The sequence below is a fragment of the Methanosarcina sp. UBA411 genome (assembly GCF_002495725.1).
Classification (GTDB): Archaea; Halobacteriota; Methanosarcinia; order Methanosarcinales; family Methanosarcinaceae; genus Methanosarcina.
Window position 1 is genome coordinate 71,789 of sequence record NZ_DAGK01000027.1, and the last position, 13,282, is coordinate 85,070.

Here is a 13,282-nt window from a genome sequence, read left to right on the forward strand (position 1 = left end):
TTCCCTCTTCTTTCCTTCTCTTTCCTTCTCTTTCTTTATCCTTTCTTTTCTCACTCAAAATTCTTCATAAAGCCCGCGGGTCCGACATTTTTCCACGCCCAAAAAATATATATCCGCAAACTTTTAATTCTCGACCATGCCTGTGCAGGAAAACTCTTTAAAGCCGTATTCCGAAGTTATAACTGGCAGCATTATTTACGGCACTATCGGAGTTTTTCTGGATAAGATTCAGGATATGTCAGCCGGATCTATTTTGTTCTCCAGGCTCTTCTTTGGTCTCGGCATGATCTTTATTTACCTGCTGTTCAATCGAGGGCTCGGACAGCTTAAACCTCAAAAGAAAAAAAGATACCTTCTGCTCCTGGGCCTTTTGAATGCGATAACAGGGTTGTGTTACTTTTCATCCATCCGGTACAGTGGGATCTCAGTTGCTGTCCTTCTGTTGTATACGGCTCCGGTGTATGTTAGTCTGTTTGCTCCGTCGATTCTCGGAGAACACAGAAGCAGTAATAGCTTTCTCCCTCTTTTACTTGCAACTACAGGAGTTTTACTGATCGCCCATCCGGGAGAAATTCTTGAGCATACAGGCCCTGAGTTCCAGAAAGGCCTTATTTTCGGCCTGTTGTCAGGTTTTTCATTCGGTGCGACTATTCTAACGGTACGGTACCTGAAGGAAGATTATTCAGGAATTGCCCAAACCTTCTGGCTGACCGGAATAAGCCTTCTTTTTATGCTGCCTTCTGCACTCTCCACTCCGGCTGCCGTTTTCGTTAAAAACCTTGACATCCTGCTTTTCTTCGGCGTAACTGTTACGTTTGCTGCCGTAATATACTTCAGGGGGATCTCAAAAATAAGAGCACAAACAGGAAGTATTCTTGCTCTGATTGAGCCTGTTTCCGGAATCTTCTTTGATGTTACTGTCCTAAAAAGCCCGCTCTATATCTCGACTTTCCTGGGCTGCAGTTTTATTCTCACAGCAGCCTATATTATAAGTAAAAGGGACGAGTAAAGATCTCAGTGGAAAGAAAAGGTATAGAAATTTCCTCTCTATAACAGATAAAGGGTTCTGAAATATAGATTTTCTATAAGATCTTGCAGTCTGCCCAAAAGCTCTTTACTTAAGAGCTCCTCTATTTTTATTACAATTGTTTTGAAAACGCAGGAAAAGCATGACTGAAGAAAGCCCAATTATCGAGCTTAAAAACCTGACAAAATTATATAAAAACGGAATAGAGTTTCGTGCGCTCGACAATGCAAATTTGAGAATTAAGAAAGGGGAATTTGTGGCAATTGTCGGGCCCTCGGGTTCAGGTAAAAGTACACTTATGCACCTGATAGGCCTGCTTGATACTCCAAGTTTGGGGACGCTCCTGATAGACGGCAAAGATGTAACAAAAATGTCGGATAAGGAACGTTCCGAGATGCGGAACAGGATGCTCGGCTTTGTTTTCCAGTACCATCACCTGCTCCCGGATTTTACGGCTCTGGAGAACGTAATAATGCCACTCTTGATTGCGGGAAAAAGCAGGAAGGAAGCACAAGAAATTGCTGAAAACCTTCTGAAAGAGGTAGGGCTTGAAGATCGGATGGATCACAAACCCGGGGAACTTTCTGGAGGACAGAGCCAGAGGGTTGCAGTAGCAAGGGCACTTAGCTGTTCTCCTGCAATCGTGCTTGGGGACGAGCCTACAGGCAACCTTGACACTAAAACAGGTGACTTGATTTATGAGCTGCTCAGACGGTTGAACAGGGAGTATAGTCAGACCTTTATCGTGGTTACTCATAATGAGGACCTGGCCTCGAAAGCTGATAGGATTATCAGACTCGTGGACGGGAAAATTACAGATCAGTGAGGATTAGATAAATGGAGTATGCAAAAGGAAGAATAGGCAGAGTATTTACTGTCAGGATCGATCATGGAGATGACTTGATTCTGGAACTGATTAAACTTGCTGAACTGGAGCGTATCGAATCTGCGGTTTTCATGTTGCTGGGCGCATTAAAAGAAGCAAAACTTGTTACAGGCCCAAAAGAAAGTATAACCCCTCCGGAACCTGTATGGTTCGGCTTTAATGATGCCCATGAGATTCTAGGAATAGGAGATATTTTTTTAATGGATGGAAAGCCTAAGATCCACCTGCATGCAGGTGCAGGAAGGGGAGATAATGTAAAACTAGGGTGTTTGAGAGGTGAGAGCGAAGTTTTTATGGTAATTGAGGTTTTCGTCTTCGAACTAGAGGGATTCTCTGCCAGAAGAATTGCAGATAAGGAACAGGGCTTTTCCCCTGTAGATTTTGAGCAGGCTTCGAACCTGGAATGATGGCCAGGTAAAACAAGTAATTGGCTATAATAAGTGCTCAAAAGTTTGAGTATAATGGCGAAAATCAAAAATACAATCCTGCAAAGATTGTCCGGCAGTTTTCCTCAAGCTCAATTTTGAGACACTAATTCCAGTTCTCGAAGCCTTTTGAGTGCAATTATTTTTTCCGTGTTATCTTTTAAAAATTCTTCCTCTAGAACCTTTACAATTTGTGAGAAGGGCACTGTTAACTGGTAGTACTTTACAGGTCTACCTTTTCCTTTATTCTTTTTTTCAGACCTTTCGTCCACCCAGCCTCTATCCCTCAGGGGACGCATGGCTACACTCACTTCCGGTTGTCTAAGCCCCGATACAAGTTCAATGTGAAGGGACCTGAGCTCACTGCAATCTTTGAGACATACGATTGCGGTGGCTTCTGTCCTCGGAAGTCCCAGGCTCTGGAGCATATCAATAATTGAATACTCTTTTTCGGTTAAATTAACTGGAGAATCGTCGGTCATCGAAAGTGAATAATACCTTCAGGTTTATATATTTTATGTAGATAAAATTGTTTTTTTAAATAAATTGAGTATTGTTACGGAGTAAAATGGCTATCAAACCCTACTAAAACCTTTTTTTGGAATGTTTCAATATATAAACTCGTATTAACAAGTCTCCAGAAAAAAACAGTTTTGTTATCCTGACCAAAACCTTTAAAGCTAGTGTTTGCAGGAAATTAGCATTCCTGAAATTCGGAAAGCCTGAGTTAAAGATTACAAAAATAAGAAAATCTCCTGCGAACTTTCAAATTATGGTATTCCTAGATTCACAAAGCTACGGATATCTGAGACAAAAATAATTCTGGATTCGGGAATTGAGAATATAATCTTTATTTGTTAATAGAGTTTCTTATGAGAAAATAGCGTAAAACTTAACTAAAATTATTCGCGTTAACCGGATAAAGAATTAAATACAATTCGGACATCTAACGGTTAAGTTAAGGTTAAGCTCCAAATTAATATTAAGTTTCAAATTAATATTAAGCTTCAAAATTAAGGTTAAGCTTCAAATAACAGAATATATGTAATAGATAGATCAGAAATTAAAAAGGGTGAAATGATGTCGTATATCGGTCTACAGCAGGATTCTGGAGAATATAAAATCCAAAAGATACATGCTCGGGAGATCCTGGATTCACGGGGAAATCCCACTATTGAAGTTGATGTGTTTACACCGAAGGGATTTGGCAGAGCCAGTGTTCCTTCAGGAGCTTCTACTGGTACGAATGAAGCCCTTGAACTGCGGGATGCAGACCCTAATAGATATGGAGGAAAAGGAGTTCTTACTGCAGTAAAGAATGTGAACACCATCATCCAGAAAGAATTGCTGGGGCTTGATGTTAGAAACCAGCGGGAAATCGATGAATTGATGATCGAGCTCGACGAGACCGATAACAAATCAAACCTAGGAGCAAATGCAATTCTTGGGGTATCCATGGCTGTTGCAAAAGCAGCTGCAGACTCCCTTAATATTCCTCTTTATCGTTATTTCGGAGGCTCAAATGCGTTTACTCTGCCGGTACCCACAATGAATGTCCTTAATGGGGGCAAGCATGCAGGTAACGATCTTGCAATTCAGGAATTCATGATTCAGCCCAAAGGTGCAGAAACTTTCTACGAAGCTCTCCAGATCGGAGCAGAAATCTATCACGTTCTTGGAAAAATATTGGAAAAAAAATACGGCCGGTCTTCTACTAACGTGGGCTATGAGGGAGGATATGCCCCTAAGATGAGCGAGTCAACCGAAGCTCTTGATGCCCTCGTCCAGGCTATTGAGGAAGCAGGCTACACCGACACCGAGGTCACAATTGGACTTGATGCTGCGGCCTCCGAGTTTTACGAAGACGAAACCTATACAATCGACGGAAAGAAACTTGCTGCTCCCGAACTGATGGATTACTACGTCGAACTTGTGAATTCCTATCCTATCCTGTCAATTGAAGATCCTTTCTATGAGGAAGCCTTTGAGGATTTCGAAGCCCTGACCAATGAGCTTTGGGATACAATTATTGTTGGTGACGACCTCTTTGTGACAAACATCGAGAGGCTTTCAAAAGGCGTTGATATGGGAGCGGCAAATGCACTTCTCTTAAAGATCAACCAGATCGGAACACTCTCCGAAGCTTTTGATGCCGCAAGCATGGCTTCCAGAAATGGTTATACCGTAATAGTAAGCCATCGTTCTGCCGAAACCGAAGACTCCACAATTTCTGATCTCTCTGTTGCAATTGGGGCAGAAATGATCAAGACAGGAGCCCCGGCACGTGGAGAACGGACTGCAAAATACAACCAGCTTCTCAGAATCGAAGAAGATCTGGGCGAGGTTGCACATTACGTGCAGCTTTAACCTCTTTTATCTTTTATTTTCCATTTTATCCTTCTTTTTTTGATTTCTTTTCCAATTTACTAAATTCTATAATTCTCTCAGTTTTTTACGTGTTTCCTGAGAGTATCGGAAACTGATTTATAATTAGTTTTACAAGAATAATTATAAGACTGCTTATAGGGCGTTCACTATATTTGGAAAAAATGTGAAGTAGGAGTCTTATGAGGTTGAAATATTATCTCTTCTGATATTTTTGAAATCCTCGGGGATTTAATCTTTCAGGAGTTGTGGATCGATCGCTTACTGAAGCTGGATGGAAGACTTAGATACGTATCAGATTTTTCCAGTGGGAGTTCATTTATATGTACGAACTGAAAATCGCTTTGAGGCAGGTTTTGTCCAGAAGGCGGCAAACCTTTTTTGCTATTCTGGCAGTTGCCCTTGCCGTAGCTGTTATTACAGTAATGATGGCTATGCTTTCAGGTTTTCAGACAGAACTCGTAAAATCAAGCATTGAAAATAATCCTCATATTGTCATAACACCTCAAGATAAAAAAGAAGAGTTTATTCATCTTTACAAGTACAATTCGGCTCGGATCGCAGAAAAAGAAGGAGTTATAGCGGTATCTCCCAAATATCTGGGTCAGGCTGCCCTGGAACACCGGGACAATGCCGAAGGAGTTTCGCTTCAAGGGGTTGAACCTGAGGCTGAAAATTCAGTTATGAAAGTAAGTGAGGATACTATAAAAGGGAGCTTCCTATCGCTTGTTCATACAAGACATGGAATTGTGCTTGGGGATAAGCTTGCAGAAAATCTAGAGGTACAACCGGGAGATAGTGTGGATGTGGTTTTTCCAGGTTCGCAAACTACTTCCTTTAAGGTTGTAGGGCTTATTCATACCGGGACTAGTGCAGACGAGGTAACTGCCTATGCAAGGCTTGATTCAGTGCAACGATTTTTTAACAAACCAGGGGTTGTGAGTACGATAGGAGTCAAGGTTACTGACCCGTACCAGGCCGAAGTTATAGCAAGTTCAATTGAAAGAGAATCTGGCCTTGATGCCGTCAGCTGGCTTGAAGCAAATGCAGAAATCTTAAATCTCCTGAACACTCAGAAGATCTTTGTAAACGTCTTCTATTTATTGATCTATGGAATTGCAGGTTTCGGGATAGCGAATACTCTGATTACCATCGTTGCCCAGAGGACTCGGGAAATCGGTATCCTCAAAGCCATGGGAGCTTCTCAGAAAAGCATAATGGTTGTCTTTCTTTTCCAGTCTGTGATCCTTGGGGCAATAGGGCTTGTACTTGGCACCGTTTTTGGTTACATTGTAACTGTTGCACTTCAGAATTACGAAATCAAGGTCCCTCAAGAGATGTATTTTGGGCTACAGACCCTGCCTCTTAAAATTGAATCCATTAATTTTTTGTATGCGGCTTTCTTCGCTTTCATCATAAATATTATTTCGGGTATCTACCCTGCACGGAAAGCTGCAAAACTCGACCCTGTGAAAGCTATCGAAAGCACCTGAGGGTGTCTGATGACGCCTGATGAGATTTTTCCAGAAGTTTTGTCTCAAAAGCCTTGTCTCAAAATTAAGAAAAGTCGAATTTATCAAGAGCTTTCTGGCTGTTTGTTAAATATGGTTGCGAGTTTATTTAAGTTAGTAGGAGTGTATTTAACAGTCTCATACTGATAATATGCAATGTTGCTACTCATTGTCAAATAGAAATATCCGGAATTTGCAGAAAGGTTGTATTTGAAAGGATAGAGCATGGGTTAAGAGGGCGACTATTTCTCTTAAATAATTTCCCCTCCTACAATGATGGTTATTTCCCTAAATTCCTGGACTCAACTTCCTTGTTGATTAAATCAGGTACTTCGTTTAATATAAGTTCGTTTATATGAGTTAATTTATCTACCATGGACAAATTTATAAATTATTTACCATGTCGGTTTATGAATCATTTGCAACAAACAGATTTATAAGTTGCTTTTCGTAATGGGTTTAAGAGGCGCTTTTATGATTGAAATGAAGTTACACGGTACATACAACATCTATTATGCAATTCTCGGCATGCGAAATCCTATGAACTCCTGGCACCTTATGGACAGCAGTGAGCCTGACGAGGCAGGGGACTGTACGCTTGGGGAAAAGGACCTGAATCTGGCCCAGCGCCTGACTCTTGCAGGGAACGAGCACGGCAAATTTTTAAGGTTCATTACGGTCTGTTTTGACCTAATAGCTCCTCTCTACTGGTGGAAGGAATTTGATACTTACAAGTTCGTAGAAAAGAACTCCACTTCAACGATGCACAAGCTGACCAGCAGGGAGCTTGCTCCTCATGACTTTTCTTTTGATACTCTAACAGATTACAGAAATGACCAGATCCGGCACCTGAATGACCTTATCAAAGCCTACAAATCCCGCGAGGGAGACAGTGAAGAGGACAACGCATACCGGAAAGCGGTTTTCAGGGAACTCGTCCAAGATCTACCAAGCGCATTTATGCAGAAAAGGACGGTAATAACCAATTATGCTGAACTCCGCAATATTTACTTCCAGCGCCGCTACCATAAGCTTGATGAGTGGAGGGAGTTCTGCGCCTGGATGAAAGAGACGCTGCCGTACGCAGAAGAGCTCATTTGCTTGGAAAAGAAGGAGTAAAACCAGAAATAATCTTTTTTTAACAGACCTGTTGGAAATAGATTGATCTTAGAACCCTTCTGGAAATATATTGATTTTAGAACCCCAGGCTCTCACCGGTCGTGTCTGCACGACCGGTTTTTCCTTAATTAAATTGAAAGATTTGAGAGTTTGCCCTTTCCAGTTTTATATTTCAGATTCTTGCTACTTAAATACCAGTGAAGGGCTTTAATTTGGTTAATTGATTTAATTCTCATGATTTTAAGAACTTTTTTACGGATTTGTGGTGCTTGCTATTGCTTTTTTGCATTACCTTAATATTTATTAATAAGATTTATGAATATAAAAATTCTGAACTCAGAGGTTCTGCATCCAAAAGTTCTGCATCCAAAAGTTCTGCATCTGGAAAGAAAATCGCATGCGTGGGAGATACTCAGGAACTTTCTATTTGGTTAAGCGCTGAATCTAAAATTGTGAAGGGAAATCTCTAATTATAGGTATTTCCAAATAATAAAACAGTTTACTGATAATATCTTAAAGCTTGCAGGAACTTGGTCATATGTTACGGATAAGTATTAAAAACTCACCTGGAAAAGGTAGGGGCGTATTTGCACAGCAGAATTTTAAAAAAGGCGAGGTAATAGAAACCTGTCCTGTTATAGTTTTACCCTCTGAAGAGATAGACTCACTTGAGCTTACCGAGCTATACAATTATTATTTCGCCTGGGGTCCCGATTCAAAAGATGCAGCTATTGCATTGGGATACGGCTCGCTTTATAACCACTCTTACAACCCGAATGCAAGGTATTACAAAGACTTCGAGAATGGACTTTTAAAATATGTCTGTATTAGAGATATTCAGAAAGGCGAAGAAATCACAATAAACTATAACTGCGACCCTAAAGACAAAACCCCTGTCTGGTTTGATCTTGCAGGTCAAGAAAATCTTGAAATTTGCTGAAAAGTATAATTGTTATATGTAAACATTGACTGTTCTTTGATAAAAGGTATTTTTACTCTTTCTAACTTTCTTTGATAAGGAATATTTTTCCTTTTTCTAACCTTTTCAGACTTTTTTGGTTTTTATATTGGACAGGCGCGAAGTTTATATTTTCTTCATCCACTTAATACTTAGAAGCTAATCCATAACCTAGCCTGTAATCTACCTATCGAATTTAATTTCAGGTCAACTTGAAGCTAAAACTTTTCCTGAAATTTATAAAAGGAATTAAAAAATGGAAAATGCATTTCTTGTGGTTTTTAGGGCAAGCCTGCTTGAGACCTTCTATGTCACAGGCTATCTGATCCTTGTCGGTCTGATACTCGGCCTTCTTGAAAACCGGGCTAATTTCTACACCCAGGGAGCCTTTGGCAGGAAAGGAATTCTGGTCACGTCCTGGATAGGCACTCCTATTCACGAATTCGGCCACCTGTTGATGTGTTATATATTCAGGCATAAAATAACTAAATTCAAGCTGTTTTCCAGCAAAGCAAAGGACGGAACCCTTGGATACGTCAACCACAGCTGGAACTCAAAAAGCCTCTACCAAAACATAGGAAACTTTTTCATAGGCATGGGCCCGATCTTCAGCGGGACTGCGGCGCTTGTCATCGGGATGCACCTTCTCCTGCCGGATTCTTTTGCCAGAGTTGCCGACTACCTCACCCTTGAACCCTCCCAGCCGGATAAGTATATAATGGCAAAAATCTTTGCCCTTAATGCAGGTCTCTTTCAAAGCATATTTTCGGTAGAAAACCTGATTTCTCTCAATTTCTGGATTTATTTTGCCCTGGCAATTGCAATCTCTTCCCATATGGCCCTAAGCAAAGAAGATCTTAAAGGGGCCGGCAGAGGTTTGATAACGATATTCACTTTTATTTTGCTAGTAAATTTGGTTGCCCTTATCCTCAATGCTAATTTTTCCGGCCTTTTTGCGAATATCCTGGATTTAAACGTATACATTCTAGCTTTTTCAATGATTTCTATTGTCTTTTCATCAATTAGGCTGGTTTTAAGTGTTTTTGCGTATTATCTGGTCTGAAAATTCCTTTAATGTATGGCGCTTCATATGCATTGGTGCAGAATTCCAAGCTAGAATAACAGAGACATAGATCAGAATAAATAAAAATAGAACTTGAAGGACAGCATGCTTTTCACAGAGATTTTTGCTATTCCATTCAAAATCCATGCTGTTTCCCTGTCATTATTTCAATCTCAATCTTAATTATGCACAGCCTGTTAACTTTCCATTCTTCAAACTCAAAAGGCCCTTTCTTTCCGTAATGTTCGGAAAGGACAGTAAGCCCCTCTACTTTTTCATTATAATCTTCAACAAACCGTGCCTGTCCGTTCCCTACAACACTCCGGTAGCGGACATCATATTTGCAGATATCTTCGGTAGTGACAATTTCAGCCTCGACATCGGCTTCGAAAGCGACTCTGGGGTTCCTGTTAATAACGTCAATTTTCTTTCCTTCTCGGGAACAGTGAAGATAGATCTTGTTATCTTTATATCCGAAGGCCATTGGGATAATGTAGGGTGTATCTGATTCCGAAAGAGCAAGCCGAATAAATTTTGCCTTTGATAGAATCTCTTCTATCTGCTGCTGATTCTGAATAAGTTCTTTGTTTCCCATCATTCTCACCTTAATGAGATCCTTTTGCTATAAAAACTTGTAAAGAGATATTATTCTTGAATAAAATTATTTCAAGTCTGAATTCTTAATTTGTAATTCTTTAGAATCATATCCTATTCTGGGAAAAGCAAACTGTGCTTCACAATAATTTTATCTTCCTGTGAGGTAATTCCTCACATTTTAAAGTCAACTCATTAAGTGTTAAAGGGATTAACATAATTTCATAACGTTTCATGTTTACAGACAGAAAGGAGCATTTGGACAAAAATTCAAACAAAGCTGTAAGTTTGCGAAATTCTACTGCCTACCGAACTCATATTTTTGCGCCTTCTATATTCGTACGACATCTTACAAACAGATGTTTGCCACTTCCAGCCTGAGTTACCTTTTTGTTAGAGTCCACAAATAAGTTCATGGATTTCTTTTTAGTATCATATGTAACTGAAAAACGTATCCAGAATCTATGAAAATTAGATTAATTCCAGATTTCACACCTATAAATGTCATTTTTCATATTTTTAATTCTTATTCAAAATGCGATTATTTTAATCTACGGAATATTATTGAAAGTGGTCTTTTTAAAAATCCCTTCAGAATTTCTTCAGAATCCAGTGTTTATAGTAAGTATTATAAAATATTAAAATAGTTATTCTATGTTTTTGTTTTATTGTCTTATATTGTAACAGCTATCTTGTATCCTAATTTAGTTTCATTCGTAACTATTATATATCTCATGAACCTATCAGGGATCAGATTAGTTCCGCCTGTAACAATTTGAAATAGTTTTTCATTTCAAAATGAGTTCTTCCGCTCATAAATGTGAAGGATAAAATTATGGAAAATTCAAGAGAAACAAACCTAAAAGAAACAAATCTAAAAGAAACAGACCTAAGAGAAATAGACCCAAGAGAAATATTAGGCCCGATTGCCCATATTTACCGTAGCCATCTGGCGTACATGGCAAAGGAACTCGAAGCTTATAGGCTCGGAAGCGGGCAATTTGAGTTTTTACTAATATTATACCACAAAGATAGTGTCTCCCAGGAAACCCTTGCAAAGATTCTGAAAGTAAGCAAAGCAACAAGTACCAGAGCGATCCAGAGTCTTGAAAAAGAAGGTTATGTTTACAGGGAAAGAGACGAAAATGACCTTCGAGCTTACAAAGTTCACCTGACTGAAAAAGGAAAGGAAATGAGAAATCTCATTTTTAAGAAGTTGATGTCTTTTACAGATATTCTCTTCTCGGACTTCACTTTGGAAGAAAAAGAGATTTTTAGGCTACTTATTCATAAAGCTTCAACTAAATTTTTTGACTTTGAATTCGAGCCTCTGTCTTATAGGCCAGAAAATGCGAAGTAAAAACGGTAGAGATGAAAATATGGATGAAAAAAGTGCATTTCTTGGTAAAGATAACATAAGGAAGCTCCTGTTTAAGCTTTCAACTCCTATTGTTATCGGAATGCTGGTACAAGCTCTCTATAATGTTGTAGACACCTTTTTCGTGGGACTGGCCTACGGGGCAGATAGTGTCCAGGCAATAGGCGGACTTTCGATAGCATTCCCAATCCAGATGATAATTACAGCTTTCGGAATTGTTCTAGGGACAGGAGGCTCTTCTATAATTTCGCGAGCCCTTGGAGCAAAAAATTATGGAAAAGCCGAAAAAGTACTCGGAAATGTTTTTTCACTGAGTTTAATATTAAGCATACTTACTGCCATTCCTTGCCTTTATTACCTTGAATCGATTTTGAAGGTTTTCGGAGCAACTCCTGGAGTCCTGCCCTACGCTGTAGATTATCTTAATATTATAATACTAGGAGGGACTGTCTTTGTCTTTGGAGTGGCTGTTCAGAATATTGTCCGATCTGAAGGTAATGCTCGCCTTGCAATGAATGCTATGCTCGTAGGAGGCGGCCTCAATATTTTCCTTGATCCGTTTTTCATGTTTGGTTTCGGAATGGGTGTGAAGGGTGCTGCGATTGCAACTATAATTTCACAAGCTGTAGCTTCAGTCTGGCTTTTGCTATATTATCTAAAAGGAAAAGGGGCTGTACACTTCAGGCCAGAAACCTTGAAACTAAATCTCAAAATTATGAAGGAAATTGGGGCTATCGGTATTGGGTCTTTTGTAATGCAGTGCTCGACCAGTGTCATGATGATTTTTGTTTTCAATGCACTTGCAACTTATGGAGGAGATAGCTCAATTGCTGTTTATGGTGTAATAATGAAGATTAACTCCTTCATTTTCATGTCTCTCCTAGGTATGGGATTTGGCCTGCAACCGATTGTCGGGTATAATTACGGAGCAAAAAAATATGAAAGGATAGCCGAAGCCGTAAAACTATCGCTTGTAGCGACAACTATTACTGGACTTCTTGGTCTGATTATCATCATACTCTTCAAAGAACAACTTCTAGGATTATTCAGTGAAGATCTGGAGTATCTGGAAATTGGGAAAGATGCTTTAACGATCATGCTTTTGGGAATGCCTTTGGTCGGTCTGAATGTGATCACATCAGTCCTGTTCCAGGCCTTAGGAAAAGCCAAACCCGCCTTTATTCTTTCCATTAGCCGGCAGCTCCTCTTCCTGATCCCTCTTGTTCTCGTCCTTCCCCGCTTATATGGACTGAACGGAGTTTGGGCAGCTTATCCTATTGCAGACTTTCTGGCATTTCTGCTTTCAGGGTTCCTGCTTCTCAGGGTTTACAGGATCTTCAAAGAGAATAAAGATTCTTCAAAAACAAGTGCAGGATCAGAAGTTGCCGATAAAATATCTAACAGTTCGTAAAACGCCCCACGTCAATTGAACTCAGGTTACTTAAAATGGTTCAGCTCAGAAATAATTAACTTTTTAGAGGATGTGTATGACATTTACTGAGATAATAAATTCTTTTAAAACTAAGTTAAATCCCTCAAAATTTATGTATTCACTGGAAAAAGAGGCGATTTTCTATAATGAATCAGAGAACAGTACCGAGGAAAATAGTTCAGGGGAAAATTTAAAAAGTAATCCCTACTTTAATTCTGGAGACAATTCTGTTAACAATTCTAATGCAGTAAGAATCTCTAAAAATAAAAAAGAGCCTCTTCTCAAGCTGACCAATGTCTGGAAACTTTACCAGATGGGGGAGGTTGAGTTTGCAGCGCTTAAGGGAATAAATCTTGAAATTTATGAGGGGGAATTCCTTGTAATCCTTGGCCCAAGTGGAAGTGGAAAAAGCACGCTTATGAATTTACTGGGCTGTCTGGACATACCATCAAAAGGCACTGTTTTCCTGAATTCAAAAGATATCTCTAAACTTGATGAATCCGA

General features: G+C 39.6%; 13 protein-coding genes. 11 read left to right on the forward strand and 2 right to left on the reverse strand.

The window, feature by feature from the left end:
* The first annotated feature begins 136 nt into the window (after positions 1-136).
* The 3 genes from BP861_RS09975 (at position 137) to BP861_RS09985 (ending at position 2,320) form a co-directional block, all read left to right on the forward strand.
* Positions 137-1,009 carry a DMT family transporter gene (locus BP861_RS09975; RefSeq protein WP_292374867.1) on the forward strand — a complete coding sequence of 291 codons (873 nt, stop codon included), beginning with the start codon at positions 137-139 and terminating at the stop codon, positions 1,007-1,009.
* Positions 1,010-1,169: 160 nt separating this feature from the next.
* The gene (locus BP861_RS09980; protein ID WP_292374868.1) at positions 1,170-1,853 is read left to right on the forward strand and encodes an ABC transporter ATP-binding protein; all 684 of its coding nucleotides are present in this window, start codon (positions 1,170-1,172) and stop codon (positions 1,851-1,853) included.
* An 11-nt stretch (positions 1,854-1,864) separates the two neighbouring features.
* Complete coding sequence (locus tag BP861_RS09985; RefSeq protein WP_292374869.1) at positions 1,865-2,320, forward strand: PPC domain-containing DNA-binding protein; 456 nt, start codon at positions 1,865-1,867, stop codon at positions 2,318-2,320.
* 110 nt (positions 2,321-2,430) lie between these two features.
* On the opposite strand, the gene BP861_RS09990 is transcribed toward BP861_RS09985, so the two are convergent.
* Complete coding sequence (locus BP861_RS09990) at positions 2,431-2,820, reverse strand: transcriptional regulator (RefSeq protein ID WP_292374871.1); 390 nt, start codon at positions 2,818-2,820, stop codon at positions 2,431-2,433.
* A gap of 598 nt (positions 2,821-3,418) precedes the next feature.
* Between BP861_RS09990 and eno the strand changes: the two genes are divergently transcribed.
* The 5 genes from eno (at position 3,419) to BP861_RS10015 (ending at position 9,374) form a co-directional block, all read left to right on the forward strand.
* Positions 3,419-4,705 (forward strand): phosphopyruvate hydratase, encoded by a 1,287-nt coding sequence (eno, locus tag BP861_RS09995; RefSeq protein WP_292374896.1) that lies wholly within the window; start codon positions 3,419-3,421, stop codon positions 4,703-4,705.
* Between the two features lie 341 nt (positions 4,706-5,046).
* Positions 5,047-6,216: an ABC transporter permease gene (locus tag BP861_RS10000; RefSeq protein ID WP_292374873.1), complete on the forward strand. Its 1,170-nt coding sequence runs from the start codon at positions 5,047-5,049 to the stop codon at positions 6,214-6,216.
* 492 nt (positions 6,217-6,708) lie between these two features.
* Positions 6,709-7,353, forward strand: a complete 645-nt coding sequence (locus tag BP861_RS10005) for a hypothetical protein (protein ID WP_292374875.1) — start codon at positions 6,709-6,711, stop codon at positions 7,351-7,353.
* Between the two features lie 538 nt (positions 7,354-7,891).
* Positions 7,892-8,293 carry an SET domain-containing protein gene (locus tag BP861_RS10010; protein ID WP_292374876.1) on the forward strand — a complete coding sequence of 134 codons (402 nt, stop codon included), beginning with the start codon at positions 7,892-7,894 and terminating at the stop codon, positions 8,291-8,293.
* Positions 8,294-8,567: 274 nt separating this feature from the next.
* Positions 8,568-9,374, forward strand: a complete 807-nt coding sequence (locus BP861_RS10015) for a hypothetical protein (protein ID WP_292374878.1) — start codon at positions 8,568-8,570, stop codon at positions 9,372-9,374.
* Between the two features lie 136 nt (positions 9,375-9,510).
* On the opposite strand, the gene BP861_RS10020 is transcribed toward BP861_RS10015, so the two are convergent.
* The gene (locus BP861_RS10020) at positions 9,511-9,972 is read right to left on the reverse strand and encodes a pyridoxamine 5'-phosphate oxidase family protein (RefSeq protein ID WP_292374880.1); all 462 of its coding nucleotides are present in this window, start codon (positions 9,970-9,972) and stop codon (positions 9,511-9,513) included.
* Positions 9,973-10,803: 831 nt separating this feature from the next.
* Here BP861_RS10020 and BP861_RS10025 point away from each other — a divergent pair.
* From BP861_RS10025 to BP861_RS10035, 3 genes are all read left to right on the forward strand, one after another.
* Positions 10,804-11,328 carry a MarR family winged helix-turn-helix transcriptional regulator gene (locus BP861_RS10025; RefSeq protein ID WP_292374882.1) on the forward strand — a complete coding sequence of 175 codons (525 nt, stop codon included), beginning with the start codon at positions 10,804-10,806 and terminating at the stop codon, positions 11,326-11,328.
* Positions 11,329-11,347: 19 nt separating this feature from the next.
* Positions 11,348-12,757, forward strand: coding sequence for an MATE family efflux transporter (locus BP861_RS10030; protein WP_292374884.1), 1,410 nt, complete (start codon positions 11,348-11,350; stop codon positions 12,755-12,757).
* Positions 12,758-12,890: 133 nt separating this feature from the next.
* A partial coding sequence (locus BP861_RS10035) for an ATP-binding cassette domain-containing protein (protein WP_394339174.1) occupies positions 12,891-13,282 on the forward strand: 392 nt, incomplete at its 3' end.